General features: G+C 46.5%; 17 protein-coding genes. 9 read left to right on the top strand and 8 right to left on the bottom strand.

Going from position 1 to position 16,327, the window contains the following annotated elements; translation table 11 throughout:
- Together HN980_06470 and HN980_06465 are read right to left on the bottom strand one after the other, a co-directional pair.
- Positions 1-183: rRNA pseudouridine synthase (locus tag HN980_06470; GenBank protein MBT6929115.1), on the bottom strand; the 183-nt coding region annotated here is incomplete at its 3' end.
- Positions 184-187: 4 nt separating this feature from the next.
- Positions 188-553, bottom strand: a complete 366-nt coding sequence (locus tag HN980_06465) for a hypothetical protein (protein MBT6929114.1) — start codon at positions 551-553, stop codon at positions 188-190.
- A 120-nt stretch (positions 554-673) separates the two neighbouring features.
- Between HN980_06465 and HN980_06460 the strand changes: the two genes are divergently transcribed.
- Genes HN980_06460 through HN980_06450 form a run of 3 tightly spaced genes read left to right on the top strand, consistent with a single transcriptional unit; the run spans position 674 to position 4,071 of the window.
- On the top strand, positions 674-2,224 hold the full coding sequence (locus HN980_06460) for a 2,3-bisphosphoglycerate-independent phosphoglycerate mutase (protein ID MBT6929113.1): 1,551 nt from the start codon (positions 674-676) through the stop codon (positions 2,222-2,224).
- 6 nt (positions 2,225-2,230) lie between these two features.
- On the top strand, positions 2,231-3,310 hold the full coding sequence (locus HN980_06455; GenBank protein ID MBT6929112.1) for an aminotransferase class V-fold PLP-dependent enzyme: 1,080 nt from the start codon (positions 2,231-2,233) through the stop codon (positions 3,308-3,310).
- Complete coding sequence (locus HN980_06450; protein ID MBT6929111.1) at positions 3,307-4,071, top strand: [Fe-S]-binding protein; 765 nt, start codon at positions 3,307-3,309, stop codon at positions 4,069-4,071. The genes HN980_06455 and HN980_06450 overlap by 4 nt, the downstream gene beginning before the upstream one ends.
- Before the next feature lie 58 nt (positions 4,072-4,129).
- Here the strand turns inward: HN980_06450 and deoC are convergent, their stop codons facing one another.
- A complete protein-coding gene (gene deoC / locus HN980_06445; protein ID MBT6929110.1) occupies positions 4,130-4,774 on the bottom strand; it encodes a deoxyribose-phosphate aldolase in 645 nt (214 codons plus the stop codon).
- 183 nt (positions 4,775-4,957) lie between these two features.
- Positions 4,958-5,686, bottom strand: coding sequence for a biotin--[acetyl-CoA-carboxylase] ligase (locus HN980_06440; GenBank protein MBT6929109.1), 729 nt, complete (start codon positions 5,684-5,686; stop codon positions 4,958-4,960).
- A 71-nt stretch (positions 5,687-5,757) separates the two neighbouring features.
- Between HN980_06440 and HN980_06435 the strand changes: the two genes are divergently transcribed.
- From HN980_06435 to HN980_06425, 3 genes are all read left to right on the top strand, one after another.
- The gene (locus HN980_06435; protein MBT6929108.1) at positions 5,758-6,570 is read left to right on the top strand and encodes a hypothetical protein; all 813 of its coding nucleotides are present in this window, start codon (positions 5,758-5,760) and stop codon (positions 6,568-6,570) included.
- A 664-nt stretch (positions 6,571-7,234) separates the two neighbouring features.
- Complete coding sequence (gene rpoN, locus HN980_06430) at positions 7,235-8,647, top strand: RNA polymerase factor sigma-54 (protein ID MBT6929107.1); 1,413 nt, start codon at positions 7,235-7,237, stop codon at positions 8,645-8,647.
- Between the two features lie 74 nt (positions 8,648-8,721).
- Positions 8,722-8,991: a pathogenicity locus gene (locus tag HN980_06425; GenBank protein ID MBT6929106.1), complete on the top strand. Its 270-nt coding sequence runs from the start codon at positions 8,722-8,724 to the stop codon at positions 8,989-8,991.
- A gap of 35 nt (positions 8,992-9,026) precedes the next feature.
- Here the strand turns inward: HN980_06425 and HN980_06420 are convergent, their stop codons facing one another.
- From HN980_06420 to HN980_06405, 4 genes are read right to left on the bottom strand one after another with little or no spacing between them, the layout of a single operon-like run.
- Positions 9,027-9,470 (bottom strand): hypothetical protein, encoded by a 444-nt coding sequence (locus HN980_06420; protein ID MBT6929105.1) that lies wholly within the window; start codon positions 9,468-9,470, stop codon positions 9,027-9,029.
- Positions 9,471-9,498: 28 nt separating this feature from the next.
- On the bottom strand, positions 9,499-10,164 hold the full coding sequence (locus HN980_06415) for a hemolysin III family protein (GenBank protein ID MBT6929104.1): 666 nt from the start codon (positions 10,162-10,164) through the stop codon (positions 9,499-9,501).
- A 21-nt stretch (positions 10,165-10,185) separates the two neighbouring features.
- Positions 10,186-10,818, bottom strand: coding sequence for a hypothetical protein (locus HN980_06410; protein MBT6929103.1), 633 nt, complete (start codon positions 10,816-10,818; stop codon positions 10,186-10,188).
- Positions 10,815-11,678: a hypothetical protein gene (locus HN980_06405; protein ID MBT6929102.1), complete on the bottom strand. Its 864-nt coding sequence runs from the start codon at positions 11,676-11,678 to the stop codon at positions 10,815-10,817. Before HN980_06405 ends, HN980_06410 begins: the two co-directional genes overlap by 4 nt.
- Positions 11,679-11,840: 162 nt before the next feature.
- On the opposite strand from HN980_06405, the gene HN980_06400 reads away from it, so the two are divergent.
- The 3 genes from HN980_06400 to HN980_06390 are packed head-to-tail and all read left to right on the top strand — an operon-like array spanning position 11,841 to position 16,127.
- Entirely contained in the window at positions 11,841-13,457 is a 1,617-nt protein-coding gene (locus HN980_06400; GenBank protein ID MBT6929101.1) for a hypothetical protein, read from the top strand.
- Positions 13,458-13,479: 22 nt separating this feature from the next.
- Positions 13,480-14,892: a tyrosine transporter gene (locus HN980_06395; protein MBT6929100.1), complete on the top strand. Its 1,413-nt coding sequence runs from the start codon at positions 13,480-13,482 to the stop codon at positions 14,890-14,892.
- Between the two features lie 23 nt (positions 14,893-14,915).
- A complete protein-coding gene (locus tag HN980_06390) occupies positions 14,916-16,127 on the top strand; it encodes a tyrosine transporter (protein ID MBT6929099.1) in 1,212 nt (403 codons plus the stop codon).
- The last annotated feature ends 200 nt before the right edge of the window (positions 16,128-16,327 follow it).

The following is a 16,327-nucleotide window of genomic DNA, read 5'->3' as shown; positions in this document are numbered from 1 at the left end:
ATTGAGAAGCTTGCCGCCAACGCGGATCTTATCAATATCGCTGTCGACCATCGTCTGTGGCACGAGAGTCTTTACGCCATTGACAGAAACTTTGCCTTCGAAGATAATTTTCTCACTGCCACGACGCGAAGCGATGCCAGCGGCGGCAAGGACTTTACTGAGCCGTTGTTTTTTTGTGTTCATGTCTTTATACTTCCGGGAATAATATGGATAAAAGAAGGGGATCGTTAGGATGCCCTTGTAAAAGCTCTACAGCACGGTCTATGATCTTGAGATCTTGGTCGTATTCACGAACCAAACATTCTAAAATACGAGCTTCTGTACGTAAAAGTATTATTTCGATCCAGGATTCTGTAATACGCTGGCTTACCGTCCTGCCGCGAGTTGTCTGTGGCAAGGCTTGTAAAGATCCTTCGGATTCATAGTCGGAGAGGAATCCTGAATCGGAGTCGTAGCTAACGGCGCTTATATTGACTGTATCGTCATCAAAAGGAGCTATCAGTCCACTGCTATCGGGGCTGCTTGCAGAGATCGTGTTTCCTGTTAAAATCATAATAATTTACCTTTTTAAAAGCTTTTTTGTTAAATTAATACAAAGATGATAGCGTATAAGTATAAAAAAATCAACCATAAGTATTTTGTTGAGAGAGCGTAAGGTATAAGGAGCTTAAATATGACAAGACCAGTATGTATCATCGTCCGTGATGGATGGGGTGTCAGTGAAAACATCGAAGGCAATGCCATCGCTGCGGCGAATACCCCTAATATCGACGGATACAAAGAAAAATATCCGTGGACATTACTAGATTGCTCCGGCGAAGCAGTAGGACTTCCCAAAGGATATCAAGGATCTTCGGAAGTAGGGCATCTAAATATGGGCGCTGGCCGTATCGTCATCCAAGAACTCAAACGTATCGATGATGGTCTTTCTTCAGGCAAGCTTTTCGAGTCCGAAAGGTGGCAGAACCTCGTCGTAAAGTGGAAAGAAAGCGACAGCACCTTGCATCTTCTTGGCTTACTACAAGACGAAGGCGTCCACGCACACCAAGAACACCTCTTCAAGATAATGCATCGCGCGCGCAGCGAATTCCCCGAAGGGAATATTGTCATACACCCTTTCCTCGACGGCCGCGACACCCCGCCGCGAAGCACCCTGGAATATATCGCTACACTACAGAACGTCATGGATGATGTCGGTGGCTGTTCCATAGGAACCATCATGGGACGATATTATGCTATGGACAGGTCACGAAACTGGACGCTAACAGACCAAGCATACAACACCATCGTCTCGTGCGAAGGGCGCCAAGCCCCCGATGCCGTAACCGCTATCGAGAAGTCATACGCCGAAGACAAAACCCCTGACGGCGTCGATATGTTCGACGAATATATTCCCCCTTATATCATCGGCGAATATTCCGGCATATCCGATGGCGACTGCGTCTTCCATACCAACTATCGCCAAGATCGCGCTATACAGCTTACACAGGCGTTTGTCGACGACGGATACCCAGGAACCATCACCGCAAAACGCAAAGTCACATACCTAGGTTTCACAAAATATTATGACGAGTTTAACGAATACCTCCTCGAAGCTATCGATGCCGGCGGCGACATGGAAAACCTCCTAGGAGAAGTCATCGCCAAAGCAGGACTTCGGCAGCTGCGTATCGCCGAGACACAGAAATTCCGACACGTCACGAGCTTCTTCAACGGCAAAAAGACGGCGCCATACGACGGAGAAGAGCAGGTAGAAGTCCCTAGCAGGTTCGACCCCGCGACCTTCGCCAGCCACCCCGAGATGGAGGCGTATAACGTCACAGAGGCCCTAATAAAAAAACTCGAAAACAACCCGTATTCTCTAATCGTAGTAAACTACGCCAATGGCGATATGGTAGGGCATACCGGAGATTTCGACGCCGCAAAGAAGGCAATAGAAATCGTCGACGAATGCGTAGGAAAACTCGTTACGGCATTGCTGGAAATCGACGCCTATGTTATCATTACTGCCGACCACGGGAACTCCGAGCAGATGCTCGATGAAAAGGGCGGCACCAAGACAAGCCATACCCTAAACCCCGTAGAATGTATATACGTCGCTAACGACTCCCCGGAAAAAAAGCTTATACCTCATGGTAAGCTCGCCGATATAGCGCCAACAGCGTTGTCACTCCTAGGAATAGCGATACCAAAAGAAATGACGGCAGAAAACTTAATATTATAATTTACAATGACAAACTTTTGTTACCTAGACAACAGCACCACAACGAAGCCCTCAGGAGGAGCAGTTACGGCAATGATGCCGTTCCTCTCAGACAGATGGGGAACTCCTGCCGTCCCTCATGACGTAGGACAACGCCTTATACCACACATCGATAAAGCCTATAGCGCCATAAAAGCTTTCCTCGGCGATGAAGACACATACAACATATCATTCGTATCCTCAGGAGCAGAAGCAGTGACTACGGCGATAATCTCTGCAGTAGAAGCCAGCGACAGAAAACACATAATCGTCAGCGACGACGCCGAAGCACCACACGTAAAAGCAGCAGAACGGCTTGGAACAATGACACAAGCACCGCTAGGCGCTATAGCGCTGGCGATAACGGAAAATACCGCTCTTGTATCTTTGTCGTACGCCAACGGCATGACAGGAGTCATAAACAATATCGCCGAAATCGCAGAGAAATGCCGCGAAAAAGGAGCGCTTCTTCATGTCGACGTGTCGCACGTCGCGGGCAAGAGCTTCTTCGACATCGACGATATCGATATAATAACCTTCGCAGGAGACCTTATCCATTCCACGAAAAGTTCAGGAATAATCGCTATAAAGAAAGAAATCGCTCTCGTCCCTGCTATAGCAGGCGCCACCACCGACGTCGCAAACCTCGTAGCACTAGGATATGCCGCTAAAGAAGCCCTGGAAAATCGCGATGGGATGTCGATAGAAATAGCAAGATTTCGAGATATGTTTGAAGATAAAGCAACAAAAGCAATAAAAGATTCCAAAGTGCTATTCCACGAAGACGAACGCGTTCCACACTGCTCTTGTATAACATTCTCCGGCGTCCATAACGAAGCGCTACTATATAAGCTCAACAAAAAAAACGTATACGCCACCATCGGAGGTGGGAAGTTCCAGCAGCTGCATAGCGTCCTTACCAAAAAAGAAGTAGATAAAACAACAGCACGCTCGGCAATAAGCTTCTCAATGTCGAGATATACCACAGAAGAAGATATCGACTACGCCATCGAAACCCTCGTCGATGCTGTAGATAAACTACGAAAGATGTCGGAAGGTGTATTATGAAGACAAAACGACACTCATGGACACAATACAGTAGAAAACTTTCTGCAGCGATAGAGCGTCCACGATGTGTAGGGAAATTCTCCGCTGAAGATGTCGCCGAAGGCACACGACTCGTTATAGGGAAATCCGGAAACATCGAAGAAGGCTCAGCAGTAGCAATATATTGGATCGTCGATGAAAAAGATGGGATCATCATAGACGCTGCATTTCAAGCATATGGAAGCGCTGCACTTATCGGCGCAGTAGAAGGGGCATGCCGCCTATCAATAAGAAGTAGCTATGTCCGTGCCGGAAAAATTACAGCAGCCATCCTAGACAAAAGCCTCCGCGATAGCACGATGTCAGCATTCCCCGAAGAAGCAAAAAAACACGTCGACAGCGTGATAACAGCAATACAACACGCTTATGAGCAATGCAAAGATATCACCGTCGCCGAAGAACACGCAGCGCCAATCCTCGACCCTACAAAGAATGTCGTCGAAGGCGAAGGATATCCCGGATGGAAAGATCTCGACAAAAAAAGTAAGATCGCCGTCATCGAAAATGCCCTAGATGATACCGTCAGACCTTACGTAGAACTCGACGGCGGTGGCGTCGACGTCATAGACCTCATCGACAACACCCGCGTAATAATAAAATATAGCGGAGCATGCGCAGGATGTATGCACGCCGGAGGTGCAACACTTTCATATATACAACAAGCCCTCCGCGCTAAAGTCTCCGCCGATATCATCGTCGTCCCACAACTCATTGATCAGTGATCAGTGACCAGTGATCAGTGAACAGTTCGGAGTCTTTTCATTGATAATTGTTAATTGGTCATTGAATTATCGCGATTCCTGAAGATGTTCCGAGGCGTGTAGCGCCGGCTTCTACCATGGCGAGAGCGGTTTTTTCGTCTTTTATCCCGCCAGAAGCTTTTACGCCGATGTCATCAGAAACGGCTCCGTGCATGACCTTTACTGCTTCGACGGTAGCACCTCCGCCATTGAAACCCGTCGAGGTCTTGACAAAACGCGCTCCTGCACCCTCTGCAGCATGACACGCCGCGATAATCTGTTCTTCGGAAAGAAGACACGTCTCAATGATGACTTTGACACAACGTCCGTCGGCAGCGCTGACGACGCCTTTTATGTCGTCTTCGACGTAATCCCAGCGCCTTTCAAGGGCAGCGCCGATGTTCATCACCATATCGATCTCTTCGGCACCATTGCCGATAGCATCGCGGGCCTCAAAAGCCTTGACAGCAGACGTCGAAGCTCCTAAAGGAAAGCCTACCGCAGCACCAACTTTGACGTCAGAATCTTTAAGAAGATCTTTCGCAACAGAAACCCAGCAAGGATTGACACATACCGAATAAAAATGGTGCTCACGAGCTTCGCTGCAAAGCTTTTTGATGTCATAGAGAATAGCATTGGGTTTTAGTAGCGTATGGTCGATAAAATTTGCAATGTTTTCTTTCATAAACTAACCTTATTCTTGTTAGGAATTTTTAACCACCACTTTTATAACGTTTAGTTACAGTTTACCGATCAGAAAGGGGGTCTGGGGGAATTTTCCCCCAGCCTGTCCTATTTCCTCTCTGTGTTCTCCGTGTCTCTGTGGTAAAAAATCCTATTCCGAATTCCTGCTCCGAACTCCGAAGTATCAACATGATATTTCTCCAGAATAAAGGTCTTTGATAGTGCCGTCGTCGAGAAGGATCGCTATGCTGCCGTCAGGGTTTAAATCCTTCAACGTACCATTCCATACAGCGACGCTGTCTTCTATACGTATAGGTTCTTCGACGAAAGCAAGGTTGTCTTTAAGATACAAATAAAATGGTGACAAGCCCTGCTCTAAGAAAAGTTCAAGGTTTTCGCAGAAACGCTCCTCGAGAGAAGATATTATTTCTTTGACATCCCAAGATTTCCCAGTAACGACCTTAAGGGACGTCGCAGGCTTGTCGATAGCATCGAGAGCATCGCGTTCCATGTTAATATTAATACCGACACCCAAGATAACCTCAGTATAGCTAGGGTATCGCGACGTCTCACAGAGGAAGCCAGAGACTTTCTTGCCTTCAATTAAAATATCATTAGGCCATTTGATCTTGACGTCAACGCCGCTCTCTTCCAACAGCGACATCACGGAAAAAGAAAGCACCTGCGGAACATTGATAAGATCGGGATGCTCGGCGTCGATACGAAAAAAGAAGGTGGCATATATGTTGACGCCAGGAGGGGATACCCACTTGCGCTTGAAGCGTCCATAACCGCCAGTCTGCGTAGAAGCAGTGATGACAGACATCTTGTTCTTATCAAGCTCGGAAGCATGCTCTTTGGCCCAGGAATTCGTTGATCCTATAGTATCGAAATGATAACGGTCGACTTCCATATTTTCTCCTGTAGTAAGAATTAACAACATATTATAATAAGAGCATAACAGAAAAAAAGGTATAATTTTTTATGAAGACATTTTGGGGCGATTATAATTCCTGGGAAGAAGCAGAGAAAGCGTGGGATGCCGGAGCAGAAAAAGCTGCCATATCTTCACCGCTGTCAACGATAAAACCAGCGACCTCACGCGTTGGAATAGCCTCCGCCACAGCAAAAAACCTTAAAAGTAAAACTTTATGGTATATGCTCTCGCACGACGCCGATGGAATACTAAGAAAAAACCTTCTAAAACATCCATTACGACATTCATGGCAGTTCATAAAATCCCTCTTCAGAAAAAAAGCCTTCGAAAGAAAAGACAACTTTTTCTTGTATAACATCAAAGACCTCGAAGAATTCGAGAAACTCCTCGACGCCGATGACACCATCCTCCTTTTGGGCTTTTCATATTGTCAGAAACCATTAGAATGTCCGGCAGGAAGGTTCAACGACAAATGCTTTCACGACCCCGAAAACCCCAAATGCCGACAATGCTTCATAGGAAAGGCATATAACGCCCTACCAGAAGATAACGTAACACCACTAGTGATAACGACAGCACACTACATAGGAAACAAAGTCTTCGAACTCATAGAAAACAACCCCGATAAAAAAGTCGTCTTCATAATGACGTCATGCGAACTCGCCCTCACAATGTTCGGCGACTGGGGGAATATGGTCGGTATCAAAGGCGTAGGAATAAAAATCTTCGGAAATATATGCAACACCTTCAAAGCCTTCGAACTCGCAGAAAATGGAGTAAAACCAATGCCTACCACAATAAACGCCTCCGCAGAAAAACAAATAATGTCCTGGATACAGTTAAGGGCTTCGCGCCCTTAACAATCCCCGCCAAAGGGAAATATCCCTTTGGAAACCCGCGTCAAAGCAAAAGCTACAGGCGAAACGCCTGTGGCTTTTGCTTTGCCTTTGATCTCATCGCTATCGTTATAACCCGCGATTATTACCAAATCCATGGTCAACCATCTACAGCTGAAGGCAACCTTTTATATGTTTTTCCTCGGCCATGTCTCAAGACATGCCCTTGTCAAAATATATAAAATTTTACCTCCATCTGTAGCGTTTAACCAAAGATTTGGCAGCAATCACGGGTTTGATGGCGCTGAGATAGAACGTGTGAATATATATCTGTCACATTTCCTAATATCCCGGCGAGGAGAGGATTTTTGCGGATTAGCAAAAATCGCCGATGGCGGGATTCGCTTGCGAATTGCACCAGTCATAAAGCGCAGGTATTTTTGGCGTAAGCCGAAAATGAGCCCTCCTTAGAGGGCTAAGCGCTTTTTCAGCTGGTGCAATTCTTAGTAACGAGGCGACGGACGACGAGATTGTGGCGACACAGGAGTAAAACAGGAGTCCAGAGGAAACTTCGTTTCCTTTGGCGGGAGAGGTTTGGAGAGGGCAGGGTCCCTCTCCAAGAGATAAAAAAATCTTTGGTTTTTAGTGGGCAGTGGTTATAGTGAGGAGATAAGGAAAAGGTGCTATTATGACGATGGACCTAAGGCAAGATCTTAAGCAGACACAGCAGCTGATGATGCTTCCGCAGATGCAGCAGGCTTTGGCGTTGTTACAGATGCCTGTCATGGAGTTGTCGGCGATGATAGACACGGAGTTAGAGCAGAATCCTGTCTTAGAATACGAAGAAAATTATGGCCCTGACGACGAAGAAGAGGCTGTCGACGAGCAAGAAGACCGCGAGCTTGATATCTTGGAACAGCTTGCCGCCGATGACAGGACGGCTTTCGAAGAATACGAGAACTGCCACAGAGCAATGACTTCCGACGACGCCGAGCGTACTGCTTTCATGGAAAGCCTGATACAAGAGACGCCTTCGCTTTATGAACACCTTATGGAACAGGCAGCACAGACCTTCGACGACGAAGAAGACCGCGCCATAGCACAGGTCGTCATCGGTAATCTCAATGACTATGGTTTCCTTGAGATGCCGACGGAAAACATCTCGGCGATATACGACATCGAAAAAACAAAACTTCACGATATCATCGCAGCGATACAGGATTTCGAGCCGCAGGGCGTCGGCGCAAAAGACTTAAAAGAGTCTCTGCTGATACAGCTGCGTTGCCAAGACAAAGAAAATACGACGGCATACGACATCGTAGAGAACCATTACGACGATATGCTACACAACAGGGTCCCCGTTATACAGAAAAACCTTCATCATTCCGCCGAAGAGATATACAATGCTATCCACGAAGATATCGCCGCACTCGATATACATCCAGGGCTTGTCTTCTCAAAGAAAACAGTACCTTTCGTAACACCAGACGTAACGATACAACAAAAAGGGAATGATTTGCACGTCGTCGTCAACGACGACGATATCCCAGAGATAACAATAAATACGACATACCTCGCAATGCTCCGCGATAAGACTACGCCAGAAGAAACAAAGACATACCTAAACGGTAAGGTCACCGCTGGGAGATGGCTCGTCCGTGCTATAGGACAGCGTAACAAAACACTGTTCAGCATCGTTACCGTCCTGGCAAAGAAACAGAAAGAGTTCTTCACAGAACCGACAGGGAAACTACAGCCCCTTATAATGAAAACCGTCGCCGAAGAGGTCGACGTCAATGAGTCGACAATAGCTCGCGCCGTAGCAAACAAATACGTCGACAGCCCACGAGGTATAATACCACTGCGCTCTTTCTTCACGACAGCATACGCCACAACACAAGGCGAAGAAATTTCGGCAAAGACAGTGAAAGCTATGGTGAAGAAAATCGTCGAAAGAGAGAATAAGAAAAAACCACTGTCAGACCAAAAGATCTCCGAAACAATAAAAGACGAAGGCGTAGAATGCGCTCGCCGTACCGTAGCAAAATACCGCTACGAACTCTCCATCGCCAGCGCTTCACAACGCAAAAACTATTGTTAAGGGTTAAGGGTGCTCCGCGCCTTATATAGCGTATAGTTATAGCGTATAGCGTAGAGCATAAAAGAAGCCTAAAAATGAGCACCATAAAAAAACAATCTTTACGATCTTTACAACAAATTCCCGGTGTCGGACCCTCTATCGCCGCCGACCTTTTCGATATTGGCATAAAGAGTACCGAAGACCTAAAAAAAACCTTGCCAGAAGAGCTATACGAGAGCCTTCAGATTTTACGAGGATGCCACGTAGATCGATGTGTCCTATACGTGTTTCGCTGCGCAGTATATTACGCCTCAGAAACAAAACACGAGCCACGCCTGCTAAAATGGTGGAACTGGAAAGATTAATGTATTAAACATCATTTTTTAAGCTTTGGCAGCGCCTATGCCCGGATAAGATCGAGAGCAGCTTCCTGATTATGGCTTTCCATTTGAGCCAGCTCTAATTGAATTGCTGAGCTTATATGGTCTAATTCTTCTGTTGTAGCCTTTCTTACTGAAAATGTTCTGTTGCCACAAAGGATATGATCTAAATTGAACCAAACAGGAAGCGTTTTGCTGTTTGGATTGACGATACGATATACACCATGATGACAGCCTTCTTTTTGTGTCGATACAGTACGTCGGGGCGTTATGTATGCAAATGCTAATTTTGATATCCTATATGTATCTTTTAAATAGATGTTGGCGACACGGAAACGTTTTGTTTCTTTCTGTGTTGCGCCTTCCGGCGCTCTCACGACTTTCTTCGTAATTTTGTAGGCAACAACTTGTCCTGCAAGTTGGTAAAAATCTTCGTATGATCTAATCTTAGTAAGTTTTGTCATTGTATTTTCCTTTATAAAGTTATTGTTTTTAATGGGACAGAGGCACGACATAGAACATGATGGCATAGTAGTGAAAGACACTGCCAGCAAGGACGAATAGATGCCAGACGGCATGGCTGAAAGGGAGCTTTTCCCACAGATAAAAGATGACGCCAAGACTGTATGCCAGGCCTCCCGCTATAAGATAAGCGAGCCCAGAAGGAGCGAGATTCCGTACGAGAGGCACCACAGCGATGACGACTATCCAGCCCATAGCGAGGTATAGCAATGTCGAAAGCAGGTCGAAGCGTCCCGTGAAGAAAATTTTTATAATGGTCCCTGTCAAGGCTATTCCCCATACGACACCGAAGAGGCTCCATCCCCAAGGTCCGCGTAGCGTCACCAAAGCAAAAGGTGTATACGACCCTGCAATTAGAAGGTATATGCTGATATGGTCCATGATATGGAAGAAGCGCTTGCGTCGCGGCGAGCGGCTATGATGGTAACATGTCGAAGAGGCATATAAAATCACCAGCGTAGTAGCGTATATGCTGCAGCTGACGATATGCATCGCCGTGCCATACAAAGACGCTATAGTTATCAACAACGGCAGGCCAATAACACTCAAAATAAGGCCAAAGCCATGCGTTAAGCTGTTGAAAAGCTCTTCAACAAGGCTTTGTCCATAAAGGGAAGATGTTTTTTGTGGAGGCATATCAGCACCTAAATTTATTGGTTACACTATATTTTCAACGGCTCCGAAGTCAGGGTCTGTCGGCACCTCAGAGGTCTCAGGATGAGGCGGAACGGCGTTATTGTAGACAAGGTCATAGGCGACGCGGTCTAGAAATAATTCGAGAGTGTATTGTGCAATAGTTATTCTATCGCATAAAGCTTGAATCTTTCCATCTGTGATAACGGCGCTTTCTTTTGCTCTGTAATGACGAATGCATGTTTCTAAACGTTCTTTTTGTTTTTTTAACAGGCCTGCATGTTTTTTGAAATGATTAAGAAAAAAAAGCGGTAAAAGAAATAATGCGCCTGCTATAAAAGCGATTTTTACGGGTTTTTTAGGCCTGTTATCTTCTAATAAGACGTAGAAGGCAAAAAATGTTATTAAAGCTCCCACAAACCCGTAAGCGATGCTGTATATTGTTCTGGTCTCATAAAATTTTAATCTTTCTGTTGTTCCTAGTAGCCTTTGTTGGTTTGCGTTTGTAGGCGTTAGGTTTTTAATCATAAGGTCAGTAAGCGTTCTTCTTTCCGTACCGTCGTCGTCTGTCGATATTGCAACAACATCTGGATCATCTATTCTCAAAGCATGAACAATATTTATGTCTCCCAAGTCTCTACTTACAGGGCCGGTCATATTTCCTCCTTATTCTGTAGATAATTAACATTAATCATCTTCCAGCGCAGAGATCTTTGATCGCGAGAGTATGTAGTAGCTTCATCAGGAGAGTTCTTTGCGAAAGCTGCAATCTCGTCGTCGGTGAGGCGGTATGCTACGGCCAGAGCTTTTGTTGGGTCTGTAATGATTTTTTTTAGGGTGGCGACACATCTTTTTAGGCGCCGACGAAGGAAAAACAGACGCCCTATTGCTGAGGCGATCATTGTTATCGGCAGTAGCTTCGCCCACATCATCGTCTCGTAGGTGGCGAAGTTCCCCGTAGCGAGGAGGTATATGTCTATTCCTAGGATGGCGAATATTACGGCGAAGAAGAGTATTATCGACCATAATGACGACGCTATAGGCCCTAAAAAGCGGCGTAACAACGAGGAGCTCGTCATATATGCGAAAATTTCTTCGTAGGAGCTACCGGAGAAAGCCGACCTTCCAAGGTGTACGGCTTCGTGGGCGAGGATCTCATCGCGATGGTATATTCCAAGGAAACGCTCGGAGTGCTGGAAAGCTTTGCGTAGCTGTATAAATGATGTCGTTATGCCTTCTTCGTCGGTAGCTATCCACGTCGTAGCGCCATGCCACGGAGCGAGGCTTTCGTTGCTATAGAATCCCGACATCCACGAAGGGGAGTGGTCGAACAGCGACTGTGTCGTTTCGAAGGCTTTTTTATAGTGTGAAGAGGGGATGGCTTCGTCGTCGAACGTGGAAGCCTCGGTGCTACGAGCAACGCGGGCGAGGAATACGGCAGTATCTTCCTCGGGGCCGGGGATGAATCCGTTGTGGTTTAAAGATATAAGTTCTTTGTCTGTTAGCTGCGTTTTCATATCGAAAATTCTGTATATTAGAATGTTATGTTGCAAATAATAAACGAATAGGTATTTAATAGTAAGATATCTTTTTTTGCCCTTGATAAAGGAATAAGAGTATGGCACTCTATTTGTACCAATAATTTGAGAAAATAATATTACATAGGTGAAAAGTACGTTATGGAAGAAAATTATGACAAGCTTACTGAAAGCCAGATAAACACCCTAAAGAAACACGTCTCTAACACTTCGAGCAATGTCTTCGCTCTGTATAACCTCCCTGAGGTTATAAAAGGAGCGCTGTTTTCGCGGTATTCACGGTCGAGCTTAGGACTTCGCACTCTACTCATCAAAGAATTTATCGACAACGAAGAGGTCGGCTTCGATGATGTTACCAGTGGTGGCGGTGATACCTTCTCGGCGATAAAGAAGGCGCAAAATTTCTACGACAGGGTCCTCGATGGATATGGTGACGATTCCGTTGGAGAACTCGGCAGTGCACATCTCGCCGTCGAAAGCGTTTCGATGATAGCCACCAAAGCTATAGAAGAAAGCCGTATCGGAGGGTCTCCACTAGAAAAGTCTACAAGGTATATATACTTCGACCAGAAAGTCCGCGGAGAATATCTTTTCTACCGCGAGCCCGTCATTATGACGTCGGCATATCGCGACGTATATATAGAGGCGTGCAATAAGCTCTTCGCAACATATAGCGACCTGGTACCACGCCTTACAGCGCTTATGCAAGAACGCCATCCTCGTGATCCCGAAACCTCGACAGCAGCGTATACGTCGTCGTTGCGGGCGAAGGTCCTCGACGCCCTTCGTGGCTTGCTACCGGCATCGACGCTGACGAATATGGGGATCCATGGCAATGGACGTTTCTTCGAAGGCATCATCCACAAGCTTCAAAGCCATAATCTTGCTGAATTAAAAGATATTGGAGGCAAAGCCTTCGAAGAGCTTCATAAAGTCGTTCCTTCTTTTGTTCGGCGTGCTGAGATAACACATAAACATCACAAGGCGTATGCAGAATTTTTCGAGACGATGTCAGAAGAGCTTTCTCTTGTGACGTCGCGGTATGTCGACTTCGCCAAAGAAAAGGTGTCATCGAGCGTGAGCCTCGTCGACTACGACGGCGATGCCGTCGTCAAGGTAGCCGCAGCGCTGCTATACGAGCATTCCGACAAAGGCCTTTTCGAGCTAGAAGAACATTGTCGAAAGCTCTCCGAAGAAGATATCGCTGGGATCCTCGACGCTGCATGTAACGCCAGAAATAACAGAAGACACAAATCTCCGCGTGCTCTGGAACGCGCTGCGTTCACCTTCGAGATCGTCGCAGACTTCGGAGTATATCGCGACCTGCAACGACATAGGATGCTTACACAAGAACGACAGGCGCTAACATGCGACTATGGGTATTATATCCCTAACGAGATCCTCGGAACTGACATGGAGAGCGATTACCGTGCTGCTATGGATAAAGCGTGCGAAGTTTATAACGCCATCGCCGTAGAACTTCCCGAAGAGGCACAGTATGTCGTGCCAATGGCATATAACATAAGATGGTATTTCCATGTGAACCTCCGCGCCTTACAGTGGCTCTGTGAGCTGCGCTCTTCGCCGGCAGGACACCCCACATACCGCTATATTGCACAACGTCTTGCTAAAGACGTCAGCAGTGCAGTACCAGAGTTCGAGAGGTTCCTGAAATTCGTCGACTACGAAGGGTATGAGCTAGGAAGGCTCGACCAGGAACAGCGCATCGAAGAAAAAAAAGCACAACACGAGAGATAATACCAATGAAAGAGATAATACTATGAATAGGTTGATAGGAGGAATACTACTTATTGCCGGTAACTGCATAGGAGCAGGGATGCTTGCATTGCCGATACTCACAGGAGCAGCAGGGTATGCCCCTTCGTTGACGATGTTCCTCGTCATCTGGGCTTTCATGACGTATACAGCACTGCTCCTCGCAGAAGTTAATCTGTGGTATGGCAAAGATGTAAGCATAATATCTATGGCAGAACGTACCCTAGGACGCTATGGCAAAGGCATAGCATGGGCGGTATATCTTTTTCTTTTCTATTCTCTTACCGTAGCATACGTAGCACTTAGCGGGGAAATCTTCACTGGCTTCATCGCCGATATAACAGGAATTCCCGTACCACACTGGGCTGTAAGCCTGTTCTTCGTAGTATTGTTCGGCGTCATAATATATCGCGGCACCAAAACCGTCGACGTTTTCAACAGAACACTGATGTTCGGACTCGTCATTGCATACGCCGCACTCGTCGTCTTCGGGATGCCACACGTCGATGGGAAGATGCTGTCGCACGCTTCGTGGGGGGTCGCCCCCTGGATAGTTCCTGTGATAATAACGTCGTTCGGATTCCACAACATCATACCGACCCTTACGACATACCTCCGCGGCGATGTCCATAAGCTCCGCACCGTCATCATAGTAGGTAGTATTATACCACTGTTCGTATACCTTATATGGGAGAGCATCATCCTCGGCATCATCCCCGTCGAAGGTCTCGTCGCAGCGCTTCGCGAAGGGCATTCTACGGCATATGTTGTTAAAGGTGTCGTCGGAGGAATGTATTTCACATTGGCAGCACAGACACTCGCCTTCTTCGCTATCGTAACATCTCTGCTAGGAGTGGGGATAAGCTTCGTAGACTTCCTCGCCGATGGACTTAAAATAAAGAAAGACCGCAAAGGAAAGGTCGCACTATGCTTTATGGTTTTGGCCCTGCCATACTTCCTGGCAATATCATACCCCGCAGTATTCTTCACGGCGTTGACATACGCAGGAGGATACGGTGCAGTAATACTGTTCGGCATCTTGCCGGCGGCGATGGTATGGTCTGGAAGGAAAAAAGGCCTGTCGCTGAAAAAACCTCTACCTGGAGGAAAGAAGGCTCTAATCGCCGTCATAGCTTTTGCCGTGACAGTGATAGCTTTCCAGACGGCACAAGAATGTGGTAAATCACCAATAGCACGCATTACTAACACCTCATCGAAAAAACCTGACAGTCTGTCACATAATCTTTGCCCTCCCAGCCCCTCACCTTGTCGCATTGGACAATGCTCTCGGGGCAGTGAGAACAAATCTCATGCGACATACCGCCTGTCTTTTCCGAGAATTTGTGAGAAATGCGTGCCGTCAGCAAAAAAAGAAACACCTGTTGGCGATGATGAAGCCACAATAGAAAACACATGAAATAGGTAAAAACAATGAATACTATGAAACACCATAAACTTATCGGCGCGATTCTCCTCGTCACTGGGACGACGGTAGGAGCCGGAATGCTTGCACTTCCTGTATCTTCTGGGATGTCAGGATTTTTTCCTTCGCTCATAATTTTTGTGGCGATATGGGCTTTGATGCTCTATACGGCGTTTCTTATGCTCGAAGCAACGATGTGGATGGGTAAGGACAAAAACCTTATCTCTATGGCACAGCAAACACTGGGACTTCCAGGGAAAATTCTCGCATGGGGAGCGTATCTCTTCCTTCTATACCTACTAAACATAGCATATATCAGCGGTGGCTCCAAGATGCTCACCGACGCAATAAAAATTTTTTCAGGGATAAGCATCCCAGAATGGGCAGGAGCACTGCCATTCCTATTAATATTCGGCTCTTTCGTCTATGCCGGAACAAAAGCCATCGACTACCTCAACCGTATCTTTATGATGGGGCTTTTCTTCACATATGGATTGATAATATTGTTCGTTACACCACATATCGATAAGACGATGCTTTACGAACACAACTACACTAGCCTACCGCTTGCTATATCGGTGATAGTAACAGCTTTCGGCTTCCATATAATAATACCTACGCTGGTGACATACCTCGACCGCGACGTAAAGAAAATACGTACCGCGATATTCATCGGAAGCGTTATGCCGCTATTGGCGTATATTTTCTGGCAGTTTATGATGCTCGGCGTAGTTCCTATAGAAGGGGAGACGGGCATCATCGCAGCATGGAAAGCCGGCGACAGCATAATACGTCCACTACAGGCAATAATAGCAAATCCATGGGTGTCGCTGACGTCGAGCTTCTTGGCGTTCTTCGTCATCGTAACGTCGTTCCTAGGCGTGGCGATAAGCCTCGTAGACTTCCTCTCAGATGGCTTGCGCGTAAAAAAGACGCCTTCAGGAAAAATTATACTTCTCGCCGCGGCGTTTATACCTTCGCTACTAGTGGTGTTAACATACCCTCGCGCATTCTTAAGCGCACTGGGATATGCAGGAGCTTTCGGCGTAGTAATCCTTCTATGCCTATTGCCTGCGGCAATGGTATGGTCAGGACGATACCGTATGAACCTCGGCGCAGAAAATAGGACGCCAGGAGGGCGCATAGCACTAGTGATAGTTATAGTGATATCTTTTGCGATAATGGCTTTCGAAATAGCACAGAAAGCCGGATGGCTGACGATATTGTAAAAAATATCAAAAACTGTTTTTTGATACGCTACGACAAAAGCGCCTCGTCCGTAAGGGTAAGGCGCTTTTTATATACTGATGTTACGCGATGCCGATTTTTCACCACAGAGCCACAGAGCACACAGAGAGCGCCCACTGCGCAGAGCGCGCGCAGCGGACGCACAGCTGTCGACATTGTCGTTGATTGTACTTCCTTTCTT

Source organism: Waddliaceae bacterium, assembly GCA_018694295.1.
Classification (GTDB): domain Bacteria; phylum Chlamydiota; class Chlamydiia; order Chlamydiales; family JABHNK01; genus JABHNK01.
This window is presented reverse-complemented; position numbering and strand designations above follow the sequence as displayed.

What these genes read in the sequence shown, in the direction of transcription:
- HN980_06465 (MBT6929114.1), bottom strand. Translation starts at nt 553, where the DNA reads ATGATTTTAACAGGAAACACGATCTCTGCAAGCAGCCCCGATAGCAGT.
- HN980_06460 (MBT6929113.1), top strand. Translation starts at nt 674, where the DNA reads ATGACAAGACCAGTATGTATCATCGTCCGTGATGGATGGGGTGTCAGT.
- HN980_06455 (MBT6929112.1), top strand. Translation starts at nt 2,231, where the DNA reads ATGACAAACTTTTGTTACCTAGACAACAGCACCACAACGAAGCCCTCA.
- HN980_06450 (MBT6929111.1), top strand. Translation starts at nt 3,307, where the DNA reads ATGAAGACAAAACGACACTCATGGACACAATACAGTAGAAAACTTTCT.
- deoC (MBT6929110.1), bottom strand. Translation starts at nt 4,774, where the DNA reads ATGAAAGAAAACATTGCAAATTTTATCGACCATACGCTACTAAAACCC.
- HN980_06440 (MBT6929109.1), bottom strand. Translation starts at nt 5,686, where the DNA reads ATGGAAGTCGACCGTTATCATTTCGATACTATAGGATCAACGAATTCC.
- HN980_06435 (MBT6929108.1), top strand. Translation starts at nt 5,758, where the DNA reads ATGAAGACATTTTGGGGCGATTATAATTCCTGGGAAGAAGCAGAGAAA.
- rpoN (MBT6929107.1), top strand. Translation starts at nt 7,235, where the DNA reads ATGACGATGGACCTAAGGCAAGATCTTAAGCAGACACAGCAGCTGATG.
- HN980_06425 (MBT6929106.1), top strand. Translation starts at nt 8,722, where the DNA reads ATGAGCACCATAAAAAAACAATCTTTACGATCTTTACAACAAATTCCC.
- HN980_06420 (MBT6929105.1), bottom strand. Translation starts at nt 9,470, where the DNA reads ATGACAAAACTTACTAAGATTAGATCATACGAAGATTTTTACCAACTT.
- HN980_06415 (MBT6929104.1), bottom strand. Translation starts at nt 10,164, where the DNA reads ATGCCTCCACAAAAAACATCTTCCCTTTATGGACAAAGCCTTGTTGAA.
- HN980_06410 (MBT6929103.1), bottom strand. Translation starts at nt 10,818, where the DNA reads ATGACCGGCCCTGTAAGTAGAGACTTGGGAGACATAAATATTGTTCAT.
- HN980_06405 (MBT6929102.1), bottom strand. Translation starts at nt 11,678, where the DNA reads ATGAAAACGCAGCTAACAGACAAAGAACTTATATCTTTAAACCACAAC.
- HN980_06400 (MBT6929101.1), top strand. Translation starts at nt 11,841, where the DNA reads ATGGAAGAAAATTATGACAAGCTTACTGAAAGCCAGATAAACACCCTA.
- HN980_06395 (MBT6929100.1), top strand. Translation starts at nt 13,480, where the DNA reads ATGAATAGGTTGATAGGAGGAATACTACTTATTGCCGGTAACTGCATA.
- HN980_06390 (MBT6929099.1), top strand. Translation starts at nt 14,916, where the DNA reads ATGAAACACCATAAACTTATCGGCGCGATTCTCCTCGTCACTGGGACG.